The organism is Mesobacillus persicus (assembly GCF_900109925.1).
GTDB classification, from domain to species: Bacteria; Bacillota; Bacilli; order Bacillales; family Cytobacillaceae; genus Mesobacillus_B; species Mesobacillus_B persicus.
Genome location: NZ_FOBW01000007.1, coordinates 38,060 through 53,598, shown reverse-complemented (window position 1 = coordinate 53,598; position 15,539 = coordinate 38,060). Strand labels below are relative to the sequence as shown.

General features: G+C 40.6%; 12 protein-coding genes. 1 reads left to right on the top strand and 11 read right to left on the bottom strand.

Annotated features, from left to right (window positions below):
- Positions 1 to 159 precede the first annotated feature (159 nt).
- The 6 genes from BMX30_RS11050 to proV all read right to left on the bottom strand — a co-directional run bounded on the left by BMX30_RS11050 (position 160) and on the right by proV (position 7,031).
- The gene (locus BMX30_RS11050; RefSeq protein WP_090745103.1) at positions 160 to 879 is read right to left on the bottom strand and encodes a FadR/GntR family transcriptional regulator; all 720 of its coding nucleotides are present in this window, start codon (positions 877 to 879) and stop codon (positions 160 to 162) included.
- Between the two features lie 430 nt (positions 880 to 1,309).
- Positions 1,310 to 2,785 carry a protein adenylyltransferase SelO gene (locus tag BMX30_RS11045; RefSeq protein ID WP_090745101.1) on the bottom strand — a complete coding sequence of 492 codons (1,476 nt, stop codon included), beginning with the start codon at positions 2,783 to 2,785 and terminating at the stop codon, positions 1,310 to 1,312.
- Positions 2,786 to 2,862: 77 nt separating this feature from the next.
- Entirely contained in the window at positions 2,863 to 3,372 is a 510-nt protein-coding gene (locus BMX30_RS11040) for a YehS family protein (protein ID WP_090745098.1), read from the bottom strand.
- Positions 3,373 to 4,043: 671 nt separating this feature from the next.
- Positions 4,044 to 4,940 (bottom strand): glycine betaine ABC transporter substrate-binding protein, encoded by an 897-nt coding sequence (locus tag BMX30_RS11035; protein WP_090745095.1) that lies wholly within the window; start codon positions 4,938 to 4,940, stop codon positions 4,044 to 4,046.
- On the bottom strand, positions 4,940 to 5,788 hold the full coding sequence (locus BMX30_RS11030; RefSeq protein ID WP_090745092.1) for an ABC transporter permease: 849 nt from the start codon (positions 5,786 to 5,788) through the stop codon (positions 4,940 to 4,942). The genes BMX30_RS11035 and BMX30_RS11030 overlap by 1 nt, the downstream gene beginning before the upstream one ends.
- A gap of 1 nt (position 5,789) precedes the next feature.
- A complete protein-coding gene (gene proV, locus BMX30_RS11025) occupies positions 5,790 to 7,031 on the bottom strand; it encodes a glycine betaine/L-proline ABC transporter ATP-binding protein ProV (RefSeq protein ID WP_090745089.1) in 1,242 nt (413 codons plus the stop codon).
- A 278-nt stretch (positions 7,032 to 7,309) separates the two neighbouring features.
- Between proV and BMX30_RS11020 the strand changes: the two genes are divergently transcribed.
- Complete coding sequence (locus BMX30_RS11020) at positions 7,310 to 7,861, top strand: GbsR/MarR family transcriptional regulator (RefSeq protein ID WP_425283756.1); 552 nt, start codon at positions 7,310 to 7,312, stop codon at positions 7,859 to 7,861.
- A gap of 176 nt (positions 7,862 to 8,037) precedes the next feature.
- On the opposite strand, the gene rlmD is transcribed toward BMX30_RS11020, so the two are convergent.
- The 5 genes from rlmD to BMX30_RS10995 form a co-directional block, all read right to left on the bottom strand.
- Positions 8,038 to 9,411 carry a 23S rRNA (uracil(1939)-C(5))-methyltransferase RlmD gene (gene rlmD / locus BMX30_RS11015; RefSeq protein ID WP_090745087.1) on the bottom strand — a complete coding sequence of 458 codons (1,374 nt, stop codon included), beginning with the start codon at positions 9,409 to 9,411 and terminating at the stop codon, positions 8,038 to 8,040.
- An 81-nt stretch (positions 9,412 to 9,492) separates the two neighbouring features.
- A complete protein-coding gene (gene recQ / locus BMX30_RS11010) occupies positions 9,493 to 11,640 on the bottom strand; it encodes a DNA helicase RecQ (protein WP_090745084.1) in 2,148 nt (715 codons plus the stop codon).
- Positions 11,641 to 12,141: 501 nt separating this feature from the next.
- The gene (locus BMX30_RS11005) at positions 12,142 to 13,608 is read right to left on the bottom strand and encodes a nicotinate phosphoribosyltransferase (protein WP_090745082.1); all 1,467 of its coding nucleotides are present in this window, start codon (positions 13,606 to 13,608) and stop codon (positions 12,142 to 12,144) included.
- Between the two features lie 53 nt (positions 13,609 to 13,661).
- Positions 13,662 to 14,213 carry a cysteine hydrolase family protein gene (locus tag BMX30_RS11000; RefSeq protein ID WP_090745079.1) on the bottom strand — a complete coding sequence of 184 codons (552 nt, stop codon included), beginning with the start codon at positions 14,211 to 14,213 and terminating at the stop codon, positions 13,662 to 13,664.
- Between the two features lie 189 nt (positions 14,214 to 14,402).
- Complete coding sequence (locus BMX30_RS10995; RefSeq protein WP_090745076.1) at positions 14,403 to 15,344, bottom strand: diacylglycerol kinase; 942 nt, start codon at positions 15,342 to 15,344, stop codon at positions 14,403 to 14,405.
- Positions 15,345 to 15,539 lie beyond the last annotated feature (195 nt).

Below are 15,539 nucleotides of genomic sequence, written 5' to 3'. Positions count from 1 at the left end.
GCTCAGTCGCTAATCGCGTTAGCAGGTCATCCGATGACTTATCCCTTTAAACAATATCATTATAATTAAAACGCTTTCACACTACAAGACTATTTTTATAATATTTTAAAAAAAGGGTCCAATTGTCTAGCAATGATTGCTAAACAATTAGACCCTACGTTATCCTTCTATATCTTTAAAGTATCTCATTAAAACTTCTTCCACACTTTGAAGATGCTCAAGCATTAATCGTTGCGCTTTCTGTCCGTCTCTTAGCTCGATTGCCTCATAAATATCTTCATGCTCCTGTGTTAACCGCCCTAATGTAGACTTTTCTGAATAAAGCCAAAGTCTCCTCGTTTCCCTCATTGTCGTAACCATCATTTCTGATACATTGTTCATCAAACTAATTAATAGTTCATTTTGAGAAGCTTTTGCAATCGCCATATGGAAACGGAAATCGGCTTCTTCTCCCAATTCCTCATCATTTGCGTGAATCATTTGATCGAGGGCTGATCTAATTTCGACAAGCTGCTCGTCTTTCCACCTTGCTGCAGCAGCTTCAACAGCCCCAATTTCCAAAATTCGGCGAATCTCTAGAAGGTTCCTGACATCATCCTTTTTCATTAAAACGGCTGTATTTACAGGGAGCGATAACATACTAGAATCAAATTCCCGGACATACGTCCCTTCTCCCTGATGCATTTCTACAAGTCCCATTGCTCTTAAGGCGCTCAAGGCTTCCCTTACTGCAGAGCGGCCAACCTGAAAATTCTCCGCAAGCTGCTGCACAGAATCCAGTCGATCTCCGGGCTTTAAATCTCCTGATTTAATCATATCTAAGATTGCCTCAGCGACTTCTTCATATATTTTACGTGGTTTAATTCGTTTATAATTCAATCGTGCTCACCCCATTATGTATCTACTATGATTCTATAGTATTATCGATGAACCGACAATGCGCAAATTGAAAGCGTTTAACCATGATATGAAATTAAAAAAGTTAAAAACGCTATGAAAGGGGAGTATTATGCGTAAAAGAACAAACAGCCAATAAAAAAGAGCATAAAACCGAGATTCCGATTTTATACTCTATCAAGACTGTTAAATTAAGCTTTACTTTCCAATAACCTATTAGCAGGTGATTTCTTTGGTGCCTCTACTAATTTGGCCATTACAATGGCCAACATACAGATAAAACCTGATAGCAAAAAGGATTGGCTAAAAGGTAGAGCTTTCACGACAATCAGGCGACAAAAGCGGATAAACCGTATGCTTGGTACATAAAGCCATAGTTCGTTCCAATATTATTCGTACCATTCCCGCTTTATTAAGTCCCGCAGAATGTTCGATACGGACGAGTCGATGGCTCAGGAAGTGTGCAGTACTCAGCTTGTTCAGGTGAATGCTCATAGGGACTTGCAAGTACAGCAAGAAGTCGCTCCATTACGCTGTAATCCCCTTGTTCCACCGCTGCTTCAAGCGCTTCTTCAACCCGGTGATTTCGAGGGATGACGCCCGGATTAGATTTCCTCATCAACTCAATTGATGATTCCTTTGATTCCTGCTGTCGCTCAAGTCTAGCACTATACTTCTTATACCATTGTTCAAATTCAGGAGTACTAAACAACACCAGATCCTTATGGTTTTCAAAAGTAAGTGCACGAAATGTATTGGTATAGTCTGCACGATGCTTTTCCATCAAAGAAAGAAGGTCTTTAAATAGGGATTCATCTTCGTTTTCTTCATTAAATATACCTAGTTTTGCTCTCATACCAGCAATCCAATTCGAATGATACATATCCATATAACCTGAAATTTCTTCTTGGGCCAAGTGAATTGCCTGCTCTTCATCTTCATGTAGGAGTGGCAAAAGGGATTCTGCAAATCGCGCTAGATTCCAACCACTAATCCCTGGTTGATTTCCATAGGCATACCGACCTTCTCTATCGATTGAACTAAATACGGTTGCCGGATGGTAGATATCCATGAAAGCGCACGGACCATAATCGATTGTTTCACCGCTTATCGCCACGTTGTCCGTGTTCATAACCCCGTGAATAAAGCCCACCAATTGCCATTTTGCAATCAGCTCAGCTTGACGCTTCATCACTTCCTTGAGTAGGGATAGATACTTGTTACCATCCGCTTCAATATATGGGAAATGACGCTTGATTGTATAATCAGCAAGAGCTTTTAATTCCTCTACATCTCCCTTTCCAGCCGCATATTGAAAAGTACCAACACGTAGGTGACTGGCAGCCACACGGGTGAGAATCGCTCCAGGAAGATTCGTTTCGCGGATGACTGTCTCACCGGTTGATACGACCGCTAGACTACGGGTAGTTGGGATCCCAAGTGCATACATGGCTTCACTGATAATGTATTCTCGTAACATCGGTCCTAGCGTTGCTCGACCGTCTCCCCCACGGGAATATGGCGTTCTTCCTGACCCCTTGAGTTGAATATCAAACCGCTCATCTTCGGGTGTAATCTGCTCGCCAAGCAGCACAGCCCGACCATCACCTAACATGTTAAAATGACCGAACTGATGCCCAGCATAAGCTTGGGCAAGTGGAGAAGCACCACCGGGTATCTTGTTACCAGCAAACACTGACAGTCCCTCTTCTCCTTGTAATGCATCCACGTTTAATCCTAAAGATTCTCCCAATTGGTGATTAAGTTTAATCAACTTCGGTTCTCTTACAGGCGTTGGGTTCGTGCTAGAATAAAATGATTTAGGCAGACGCGTATAACTATTGTCAAAGTTCCATCCAGCTTCTAAAGTTTCAGTTTGCTTCGTCATTTTAGCTCCTTTTTTTCCTAGGATTTCAAATAAAAATACAAAATCGAACTGTTTGGTAATTGGTCTCGAACTACCCTTTATCCTCTATATTTTACCGCTAAACCTTTTAAGAAATTCCTCGCGTATTTATCGCCACACTCTTTATAATTTTTATGTCCCTTTTTCCTTAAAATTGCTCCTATTTCCCCTTTTGTAACTGTAACTCCTGCCTTTGCTAAGATATCAATCATATCCTCATTCGTTAACGCCAGGGCAATTTTTACTTTTTTCAGGAGAATATTATTCACACTCTCATTTGATAGGGCTGGCGTCTCTGGCTGCCCAGGTTTGGGCTCTTGTTTCCCTCTTTTAAATGTAATTAAGCCATTTAAGAAGGACTCTAACGTACCGTTATTTAGTTTCATACTTTCATCATCTTCTATTTCATAGTCAAAATCATCATCGTAATCTTCCTTTGGTTTTGTCAGCATTTTTAGTACTTCGTCTTTTGTAACCTTAATGCCACCAAGTTTAAAAATTTCTACCATATCTGTATTTTTTATATCTAGAGCGTATCTTAGTCGAATTAATATATCATTATTAATCATTTCTGGTTATATCCTCCCTAATAACTTTTGTTGTTTTTTTATGTATTCTTTTATTTTGGCTGCGTTAAACGTAGTTGTTGATTTCCACTCCAGGCACTCGCTTTCCGCGGGCGTGCCGGGGAGCCTCCTCGGCGCTAAAGCGCCTGTGGGGTCTCCCCAGCCCCGTACTCCCGCAGGACACTGCAAGTCTTCTGTGAATTTACCCACGCACGAGAAAATGTGCAGTTCATTTTCGAGGAGTCGGTGCCTTCCGCTCCAATCAACAGATATGTAAAATCAAAAATGTACTTTCACTCACCCTTTATTTAAATTATAGACACTGTCTTTCCAGGCAACATAAACACTTGGAAGGGTTTAAATGTATTTAACAGTTCCGGAGTCTAGTTTCATATGTATATTATCCCATATTATACTGTTTAATAAAAATAAGGCTGTTTTTTACAGATTGTTGTTAAAATCCTAAGGCCGATTTTAACGTACGAGAAGCTATTTTGTACATCGGAAAGTAAATTTGCAAGCTCTTTTCTTATAATTAGTGTCTGTTTTCTATTATACAGACAACCCAGAACTTAGTATTCAGCTTAAAAAGCAACAAAGTTTGAGAAAAGAGCCAAAATAAAAAGAAAAGATAGCTATTAATGGTGCTAGCTATCTTTTCGGTAGTTATTTATTTATTTTAGATCTTCAATTGAGTCAACATCCATGTATGCTGGTACGACTAAGCCTAGCTTAGTTCCTGTAAGGTTTGCACCTAGGTCTTCAAACTTTCCTTCGTATTCAGCATAGTAGTCAGCATGTGTTGTTGGTAACCATGCGCCTACCAATGCATCACCACTTCCATCTGCCACACCAGCCCACATTGGACCTGCATCAACCTGCACTAATTTCACATCGTAACCAACACTTTCCAAAGCATTTTCAGCGACATGTGAGCTTGCAATAACGTCATCCCATGCTACATAAAGAAGAGTTAACTCTTCGCCGTCAACCTCGTTAACGCCTTCAGTCCAAGTGCTAACTAACTCTTCATTTTCGCTAGCCCATTGTGCTGCTGCCTCTGCTGGTTCACTACCTTCTTGAATTAAGTTCATCACTGTTTCGATATGTTCTGGCTCCCATTGAAATTGATCAAGAAGCTTATAAGCATCAGGATGATCTTCTTTTAAACCTTGACGTACAATCGTGTTAACATCTTCAGCTCCACCATAAATTCCTTTTGGATCCTCTAGATATTTAAGGTCATAGCTAGCAAATTTCCAGTGTGGGCTCCAACCTGTTACAATAATTGGCTCCTCTTTATCATATGCCTTTTTCAGAGCAGCTGCCATCGCAGAGCCTGACCCCTCTACTACTTCCCATTCATCTAATTCATATCCTGGTAGAACATCGTTAATCGTTAAATTCATTATTCCAGCACCTGGATCAATTCCAATAATTTTATAGTCAACCTGTTCTCCTACTGATTTAGTTGCACCTTCTGAGTCTGATGACGTTTCAGTTCCTCCACATGCGGCTAAACCTAACGTAAGTGTTAATGCAGATGTAATTCCTACTAATTTTTTAAACATTAAACTGTTCCCCCTTGTTTTTTCTTGCCTATATTTTGAGTGATGCGGTCTAGTAAAATCGCAATAACGACGATTGCTAAACCAGCCTCAAACCCGACACCCGTTTTAATTTGTGTAACGGCACGATAAACCTCTGTACCAAGTCCAGGAGCCCCAACCATGGAAGCAATAACCACCATCGATAAAGCAAGCATGATGCTTTGGTTAATTCCCGCCATAATCGTTGGCATCGCAAGTGGTAGTTGCACTTTTATCAGCCTTTGTTTCGTTGTCGACCCAAATGCTTCTGTTGCCTCAATCAAGTCTGCTGGGACCTGCTTAATTCCAAGAATCGTTAAGCGAATGGTTGGTGGCATTGCAAAAATAACGGATGCAATAACCCCTGGAACCACTCCGATACTGAAGAAAAAGATTGCTGGTAGTAAGTAAACAAAAGCAGGCATTGTTTGCATTAAATCCAGAATCGGAATAACGACTTTTCTTACACGTTCACTCTGTGATGCCCAAATACCAACAGGAATACCAATCACGATGGAAATCAATACCGCCGTTAATACTAGTGAGAGTGTTTCTAACATTTCTTCCCAGTAACCTAAGTTATCAATAAGAAATAACCCTAATAAGGCAAATAAACCAATTCTCCAATTACAAACCTTCCAAGCTAGTAAGCTCATAAGAATGATTAATATAATAGAAGGTACAAAACCTAAACCAGTAACGATTCCTTCAACAAAAGATCCGACCCCATTAGATATACCATCAAATAACCCTTCAAAAGTCGCGGTCATCCAATCAACCAAACTATCAATCCAACTTGCTAAAGGAAGCTTCGGTAACATTCCCTCCATCTTACATTACCTCCTTAGCTACTGCTGCCTCAGGCTCGGCAACTTCATTTATATATTGCTCGTTACCCGTAAGAGCCCCGATTACAGCACCTTTAATTAAAATTCCTTTTAACCGATTTTTTTCATCTGTTACCGCAACAGGAATGCTGGCAGAAGATACTTTTTCAAACAAATCAATTAATAGAGTGTCCGTCCCAACCGCCGTAATTTCCTTATCTAGGAATCCATCGATGGATTGATTTCCTTCAGCAGCCTTTGAAGCATCCTTTGCAGTAATCGCACCCAATAGCTTTTGCTGTTTATCCACCACATAAATGGATGAAATCCCTAAATTCTTCATTAGTTTTAGTGCCACACGTGGACCCTTATCTACTTGAACGGTCTCAGCACGCTTCATAACATGTCCAGCTGTTAATACCTTAGAAAGATCTACGTCCTCTACGAATCTCTCAACATATTCATTTGATGGATTCATTAATATTTCTTCTGGTGTACCAATTTGAACGATATTACCATCTTTCATCAAGGCAATTCTGTCACCAATACGAAGGGCTTCGTCTAAGTCATGGGTGATAAAAACAATCGTCTTCTCCATATTGGATTGTAACTCTAGCAACTCATCCTGCATATCTTTCCGAATTAATGGATCCAATGCGCTAAAAGCCTCATCCATTAAAAGAACATCAGGATCATTTGCCAGTGCTCTCGCTAGTCCTACACGTTGCTGCATCCCACCACTTAGTTGACTAGGATATTGGTTTTCATAACCCTTAAGTCCTACTAATTCTAGTGCCTCTAATGCTTTTTTACCTCGATCAGTCTTTTCAACACCCTGGATTTCTAAACCATACTCAGTGTTCTCAAGCACCGTCCTATGGGGAAATAGGGCAAACTTTTGAAAGACCATACTCATTTTCTTTCTTCTAACTTCCCTTAATTCTTCTTTGTTCATTTTCACTACATCTTTACCGTCAATCTCAACCTGCCCGATTGTTGGTTCAATTAGACGATTAAGCAAGCGAACTAATGTCGATTTACCACTACCGGATAAACCCATAATGACGAAGATCTCTCCTGCTTTCACTTCAAAGGATGCTCGGTTAACACCAACTGTGGAACCTGTTTCCTTTAAAATTTGCTCCTTTGATTTTCCTTCTTTTATTAACTGTAAGGCCTTCTTTGATGATTTCCCAAAAATCTTGGTAACATCATTAACCTTTATCTTAATAGGCGCCTCTTCCATACTTTCACCTCATTTAATTTGTTCCAACTTCTTATTTTTATTAAGTTGTTACTTTTAACTTTCTCAATTATAGACTGTTTTCTAAATTCAATACAAACTTCATATTCCGTGATTATCGTTCGTATAGTACGTACAGAAAAAACTGTACGGAATAAATAACTACTTTACTTAATAATGCTCCATTTTACTCCCTATCTCGTTAAGATAGGTACCTTTACTTTTCCTAAATTAATATGTAGTCTAAAAACTAAACTGAGGATAGCAAAAGAAAATAGGAGGTGAAAAAGTTGAAAGAACATGATCGATTAGCAAAAACACGATCTATGGTTATAGATGCCATTGCTCAAAATATGCATCTCTATGGAATCACCCCTTCCGCTGGACGATTATACGGCCTCCTATTTTTTTCAGATAAACCGCTTACACTTGACGAGATGAAAGAAGAGCTCGGGATGAGTAAAACAAGTATGAGTAATTCAGTTAGAAGCTTACTAGATTTAAATATGGTAGAAAAGGTTTGGGTAAAAGGGGAAAGAAAGGATTTATATTCAATCAGAGATGATTGGTACCAGGTCTTTTTTGATTACTTCACAATCAGATGGAGAACAGCCATTACAATGAATAGCACAGCCATGGAAAAATCCATATCCAAATTAAACGAACTTATTGATGATCCGAACACCACTGAAGCTGTGCGTGAACAAGCCCTTACCGATATGAAAAAGCTACAAGAAAGGCTCGATTATTACGACTGGCAAAACCGACTCTTGGATAGCTTTGAAACGAAGGACATTTTAAACTTTGTTCCAATTGAAAAGAAGAACGATTAGATAAGGATGCCGTTAATGCCCGAACTCTCAGCTATGTAACCAATTCTCCTAGGCACGGTCAACAACTATAATATTCGTAAGAACCATAAGAAGGCAACTCTCCTAAAAGGAAAGTTGCCTTCTTTTGTATAGAGCTATAAAAACACCTTTACTATGAACTGAATAGGACTCAAAGCCTACTTCTTTAACACTAATTTTGCTACGCATTCTACATGCGTGGTTTGAGGAAACATATCAACAGGCTGAACCTCAAGCGTTTCATAGCCTCCATCTTCAAGAATACGAAGGTCTCTCGCGAGGGTGCCTGGATTACAGCTTACATAAACGATTTTTGCTGGTTTCATTTCAACAATCGTTTGAAGTAAAGCTTCATCGCACCCTTTTCGCGGAGGGTCAACTACGAGAACGTCGGCAGTGATGCCTTCGTCATACCACTTTGGAATGATATCTTCTGCTTTCCCAACAGCAAATTCAGCATTGCTTATCTCATTTAACTCAGCATTTCTCGTTGCATCTTCGATTGCTTCCTTGACAATTTCAACCCCATACACCTTTTTCGCCTTTTGTGCTAGGAACAACGAGATGGTCCCAATTCCACAATAAGCATCAATGACGGTTTCATTGCCATTCAGGCCCGCATACTCTAAAGCTTTATCGTAGAGAACCTTCGTCTGATCTGGATTCACCTGATAAAAACTTAATGCCGAGATAGCAAATTTCACATCACCGATATAGTCATAGATGACTTCACTTCCCCATAGGACTTTCGTTTTATCTCCAATAATGACATTCGTACGCTTCGAATTGACATTATGGACAATCGACTTAACCTTTGGAAGCCGTGCAACTATTTCCTCAACGATGCTATTTCTATTAGGGAAATCATTCGTTCTAGTGATGATGACAACCATTAACTCACCGGTTTGCTTCCCGTAACGAGCCATAATATGACGTAGATCACCTTTATGAGTTTCTTCGTTATACGCTTTAACACCTAGCTCACTACAGATTTCCTTTACCGCTTGAATGGCTTGATTCACCTCTGGAAGCTGTATTAAGCTTTCTTTCGTATCGACAATTTCGTGGCTTCGGGGCTTAAAAAAACCTGAGATTAGCTTGCCATCTTTTTCACCAACAGGGACCTGGGCTTTATTGCGATACTGCCACGTATGCTCCATCCCGAGCACAGGATGTACGGTAACATTTTCGAGTTTGCCGATGCGCGTCAATACCTGACGAACTTGGTTTTCCTTGAACTTCATTTGTCCTTCGTAGCTAATATGCTCAAGCTGGCAACCGCCGAACTTATGCTTTTCTTCCTGCGCAATATCAATTCGAAAATAGCTTCGTTCCAAGAGTTGAACCATCCGGCCTACTCCATAACCTTTATTCACTTTAATCACTTTGATATTGGCCTTTTCACCTGGAAGCCCGCCCTGGACGAAGATTGGATATCCGTCTACCTTCGCTACTCCTGCACCATCATGGGTTAAATCCTCAAATTCTACATCTATATAGTCATTTTTTTGAACTGGCAATGTTTTGCTCATAATATCTTCCTTTACAAAGAATTCGCTAAGGAAGAGTTTACCACACTGAAGAGAGGATTGCGAAACAGCTCACAATGCTGTTTAATCAATAACCGCCTTTTCCTGCTTCCTCATTTGATATAAAAAGACTTTGATCATAAAATAACTCACTTCATCTGGCAGCAATTCTTTAATCGGCTTTAATCGATCTCGACCCGCCTCTGCTACAGCATTCTCCAATTCCGGCACGAACCTATCCGGTACCAAAAGCGCGAAATCTACTTCCATTCCATTTTGTATACATTGGATGATATGATTCTCCATGGTACTTACGGCTAATTCCCGTTTAGCTGCGATTTCAGTAACGGTTAAACCTTCTTGATGTAGCTTATATGTCTCAAGATGGGAGTCATTTACTCCTTTTTTTGCCGGTTTCGGTTTAGCTACAGCTGGCGGAGAGGTTAATACCCTTTCCCTATCCGGATGAGCTTCATAAAACTCGGAGATGGCTTGTATAAACGTCTTGCCATATTTCTCTAATTTGTGTTGACCGACCCCACTCACCTGTAAAAACTCTTCCTCTGTTTGCGGCAATCTGGCACACATATCCTTCAGAGCAGAATCTGAGAAAATCACAAATGGTGGAACATGTTCAGTATCCGCTACGGTTTTTCTAAGTTGACGCAGCTCCTCAAACAATGGATCATCATTTGAAACCTGTTTAATTTGGACCGCTTCTTTCCTGAAAACCTGCTGCTGGCCTTGTAGGACGGCCTTCCCTTCTGGAGCAACATATATTGTTGGGTAGGAACCATGTTCAACGCCAATCAAATTCTTCGAAATGAGGAATTCAATTAGCTCTGTGACCTGTTTCGCACTTTGCTCTTTTAATATTCCGTATGTTGAGAGCTTATCAAACCCAAGTTCTAGTACTTTTTTATTTCTCGAGCCGGTTAGGACGGCAGCCGTTATCGCTTTGCCAAACTTCTGACCCATCCGAATGATGCAGCTTAACACCATTTGGGCTTCCTTCGTCACTTCGACACTTGTACGTGTGTCTGTGCAATTCCCACATCTTCCACAAGGCTGTGGTTCTTTTTCACCAAAATATTCTAGAATAAAGGCTTGAAGACAGCTCTCGGTATGGCAATAATCTGCCATTTGTTGCAGTTTTTCAAGCTCTTGTGACATTCTCACCTGTTCAGCTGATTGATCGATTAAGAAACGCTGAATTTGCACATCCTGCGGGGAATACAGGACCGTACATTCACTAGGCAATCCATCTCGACCGGCACGTCCAGCTTCCTGATAATAGCTCTCCATGTTTTTCGGCATTTGGAAATGAACCACATACCGGATATTGGACTTATCAATCCCCATTCCAAAGGCAGAGGTGGCCACCATTACATCTGCTTGGTCTCTAAGGAAACGGTCTTGTTCACTTGCCCGTTCAACATCCTTCATGCCAGCATGATAGCGGGCGGCATCAATCTGTTCTTTTTGGAGCCCTTCATATAACTGATCGACGGTTTTTCTTGTAGCCGCGTAAATAATCCCCGCTTCATTGCTGTTTTTCTTTACATATTCTTTTAAAAAAGCAAGACGGTCTTGGCCCTTGATGACCGAAAAAGATAAGTTTGTTCGCTCAAATCCGGTCAGAACTGAATTAGACTGGTCAATTCGGAGGGAATGACAAATATCCTCCCTGACCTTCGGTGTTGCTGTTGCGGTTAACGCAAGAACAATTGGGTTCCCAGGCAACCTATCAACCAAACGGGAAATTTGTAGATAGCTCGGGCGGAAATCATGACCCCACTGCGAAATACAGTGAGCCTCATCGACAGCGACAAGTGGGATTTCGATGTGATTAAGCATTTGTTGAAAGTCATATGCCTCAAGTCGTTCTGGTGCAACATACAATAGCTTGTACCCGCCATGCATAGCTTCTTCGATTGTTTCTGCAGCCTCTTGTGGGCTAAGGGAACTATTGATGTAGGCCGCCGGAATCCCTAGTTGATTTAATGTATCAACTTGATCTTTCATGAGGGAAATAAGTGGTGAGATGACGAGCGTGGTCCCTGGTAAAATCAGAGCAGGAATTTGATAAACAATCGATTTCCCGCCTCCAGTAGGCATGACACAAACCGTATTGTTTCTTTGTAATACAGACGAAATCGCTTGTTCCTGACCCACCCGGAAGGAAGAGTAACCAAAGTAGGTTTTTAGTAGTTCCTGAGCTTTTTGTAACAAGATGATAGGCTCCTTTCTTTATTGAGGAATGAGTTGTGGGGAATGTACGGTTTCATTTTAACATGTTTTTAGAATCGTTGTTTCTATACTTTTAAAAGAAAGTCCCATAACCCCCATTTAATGGGTTCACCTTAGATGTGCATAGGAAGAAGGTACCGCTATTCACAAAAGAAAAAGCAGGGCACCCACATTTAATTGGAATTTGCCCTGCTTTTATCGTTATTCCTACTTGCCTTTTCGGAACTTGACTATAATAGACGGAAAAATTCCGCCTAATTAAGGGTAGCATCGAAAAAGCACATAAATAAACGGAGAATTTCCGACTATTAACTTGGAATTTGTGAAAATGGGAGGTTTTTATCTGTTTAGTCGGAAAACCTCCGCTTATATCCACCGAAACGAACTCTATTCTTCATTTAAGCGGAAATTCTCCGCTTATTTTATTTTCGCTAGTTACTCAATTAAGATATCAACCGGTTAAATCAGATTATGGAGAAGCCTTTACTCCTTTAGCGCCTTTACTTTCTGTCTGACTTCCTCAATATTACGCATTTTATTATCCCAGCACTTGACGCTGAGGTCGACTGGGTATTCCTCTGGATTCAAGGAGCGTTTATATTCATCCCATAATAAACCCAGGGAAGCCTTTGAATATTCTCTAATATCTTTCAGCTCCGGAAGCTCATAGACAAGCTGTCCATCTACATAAATATCATGGTGAAGATCTCTAGCTTCAAAGTCAGTGACAAACTTACTTATATACGTATGGGTAGGATGAAACATCTTTAGGCGGTCTTCTTCCTGAGGATTCTCTTCCTCAAGGGCGATATAATCCCCCTCAGACATTCCATTTGTTCCATTGATGATGCGATACACCTTTTTCAACCCAGGAGTTGTTACTTTTTCAGGATTGGAGGAGATTTTAATCGTATCATTCATTTGACCATGTTCATCTTCGATTGAGACTACCTTATAAACAGCGCCGAGTGCCGGCTGTTCAAAAGCGGTGATTAGCTTTGTTCCAATACCCCAAACATCAATTTTTGCCCCTTGAGCTTTTAAATTCATGATGGTGTATTCATCAAGGTCACTAGATGCAACTACTTTCGCATCCCGAAAACCAGCCTCATCCAACATTCTTCTTGCTTCCTTAGACAAATAGGCTAGGTCGCCACTATCTAACCGAATCCCAATAAAATTAATTTTATCGCCAAACTCTCGTGCCACCCGAATGGCATTCGGGACACCTGACATTAGCGTATTATATGTATCAACTAAAAAGACGCAATCCTTATGTGTTTCAGCATACTTACGAAACGCCACATATTCATCACGGTAGGCCTGTACCATTGAATGGGCATGCGTACCGGAAATGGGAATACCAAATAACTTTCCAGCGCGTACATTGCTAGTTGCGTCAAATCCAGCAATATATGCTGCGCGGGTACCCCAAACCGCCGCATCTAACTCTTGTGCTCGGCGTGAACCAAATTCCAATGCCGACTCGTTTAAAATGACATTTTTTATCCGTGCAGCCTTTGTTGCGATTAGTGTTTGATAGTTAATAATATTTAAAAGAACTGTTTCAATTAACTGGGCTTCAGCAAGTGGTGCTTCTACTCGGACTAATGGCTCTCCGGCAAAGACGACCTCGCCTTCCTTCATAGAACGGATATTCCCTGTAAACCGCAATTTAGATAAATAACTTAGGAAATCTTCCTGAAAGCCACCTTCCGTCCGCAAATATTCGATATCATCTTCGGTGAACTTAAAATTCTTTAAAATTTGAATCGCTCGTTCAAGGCCAGCATATACCGCATAGCCATTACCAAATGGAAGTTTCCGAAAAAACAACTCAAAGACTGCTCTACGGTTATGCACCCCATCGCGCCAATAGGTCTCCATCATATTAATTTGATATAAATCTGTATGGATCAAAAAACTATCATCACTGTATTTAGTTGCCATTGATACTCCCTCCGAATTTTCCGCGTAACTTTAGCTTTCCCTCAGTAGAAGGTTTATTTTACAATTGCCCCCATTGCACTCTCAAAATGCCCTAGAGCCCAATCATGACCGGCCATGTTAAATGAAGCAACGGCATCCTTGTAAACAACAATTTTAAAGCCTAGATTATAAGCATCAACAGCTGTATGTAAGACGCAAATATCTGTACAGACTCCGATTAAATGTACCTCTGTGATTCCTCGTTCTCGTAACTTAATTTCTAAGTCTGTTCCAGCAAAAGCAGAGTAACGGGTTTTATCTAAATAATACACATGATCAAGTTCGGCACTATCTTTATACACTTGATTTAAGCTTCCAAATAGTTCACGGCCTTTTGTCCCGCGGATGTTATGCGCTGGATAAAGCTTCGTTTCAGGGTGGTACTCATCCCCAGCATCATGGACATCGATGGCAAACACAACGTAGTCGCCGTTTGCTGTGAATTCCTTCGTTAGCGAAGTTACTCTTGCCTCGATTGCTTGACCAGGTTCCCCGCAAGTCAGTGCACCATCATCGGCAACAAAATCATACGTATAATCAATATTGATTAATGCTTTTTTGTCCAACTTGGCTCCTCCAATCTTACTCCCTAGTTTTGGTATTATTTTCACGCCTTACTCGTATTATCAAGAATACAGGTTTAGTAAACAATTTTCACCCACAAAGCTTCCAAGTTATCTAAATCACTAAGCAACAAAGTGGGTCTTGTAAAAGAGTCTTATAAAAAAACCGCACCATATAGGAGCGGCTCGATGTTATTCTTCCTTCGCAGTGTCCCCTAGGGATTCCGGACGATCTTCCGGACGTATTTTATCTAGCGGTACAAATACCTCAATATGACGGTAAAGATTTTCGAATTCTGCAGGCATGTCCCCGCCATATTCTCCATCAAGATTAAGCTGAAGGCGATCTTGTGATTTTACTCGAATACGATTGGCTTTCGTATAGATCACCTTTGAATCATTGAGGTGCTCACCTCTCAGGGCAAGAGACGCAATCCGAATAAAATCGGCAAGGTTAGTCTTCTTTAAAATTAATAACGAAAACATCCCATCATTAATCGAAGCATTAGGGGCAAGTTTTTCAAAACCTCCAACAGAGTTGGTTAACCCTATTAGGAATAACATAACTTCACCCTCATAAAGCTTCCCATCGTATTCAATGGTTACTTCTGTTGCTCGGATGGATGGGAGCATTTCTATTCCTTTTAAGTAATAAGCTAGTTGACCCAGCATCGTTTTCAATTTGATCGGAACATCATAGGTTAACTCAGTTAACCTGCCTCCACCAGCAATATTGATAAAGTATTTATCATTCACTCGCCCAACATCCACCGGTATGCTATCACCTTTTAGAATGATATCAACAGCTGTATCAATGTCCCTAGGAATATGTAGGGCACGTGCAAAGTCATTGGTTGTCCCAGTCGGAATGACCCCTATTTTTGGCCGATGCTCCTGTTTGGCAATCCCATTGACCACTTCATTGATGGTTCCATCTCCTCCAGCAGCGATGACTAAATCATAACGCCGTTCCACCGCTATCCGAGCAGCTTTCGTAGCATCACCTGCACCGGTAGTTGCATGGCAAGAAGCCTCATAGCCTGCTGCTTCGAGCTTCATTAAGACATCCGGCAAGCTTTTTTTGAAAATTTCCCGCCCCGATGTAGGATTATATATAATTCTTGCTCTCTTCATATCCCATCATCCTAAATTGATTTATATTAGAATCTACCCATACAATCATATCCTAAATCCTACCTATTAAGCAATTTTGAATCTTAATCCTACAGAACTCAGCACTTTATAAAGAACCCGTTAAATAGTATATGCAGAATTTATCTTTAGAAGAGGCAATACTAATTATTATTTCAATATCAATCCTATTATCCT

Bases quoted from the DNA above. Each gene is read 5' to 3' on its own strand.
- BMX30_RS11045 (WP_090745101.1), bottom strand. From the start codon at position 2,785: ATGACGAAGCAAACTGAAACTTTAGAAGCTGGATGGAACTTTGACAAT.
- BMX30_RS11040 (WP_090745098.1), bottom strand. From the start codon at position 3,372: ATGATTAATAATGATATATTAATTCGACTAAGATACGCTCTAGATATA.
- BMX30_RS11035 (WP_090745095.1), bottom strand. From the start codon at position 4,940: ATGTTTAAAAAATTAGTAGGAATTACATCTGCATTAACACTTACGTTA.
- BMX30_RS11030 (WP_090745092.1), bottom strand. From the start codon at position 5,788: ATGGAGGGAATGTTACCGAAGCTTCCTTTAGCAAGTTGGATTGATAGT.
- proV (WP_090745089.1), bottom strand. From the start codon at position 7,031: ATGGAAGAGGCGCCTATTAAGATAAAGGTTAATGATGTTACCAAGATT.
- rlmD (WP_090745087.1), bottom strand. From the start codon at position 9,411: ATGAGCAAAACATTGCCAGTTCAAAAAAATGACTATATAGATGTAGAA.
- BMX30_RS11005 (WP_090745082.1), bottom strand. From the start codon at position 13,608: ATGGCAACTAAATACAGTGATGATAGTTTTTTGATCCATACAGATTTA.
- BMX30_RS10995 (WP_090745076.1), bottom strand. From the start codon at position 15,344: ATGAAGAGAGCAAGAATTATATATAATCCTACATCGGGGCGGGAAATT.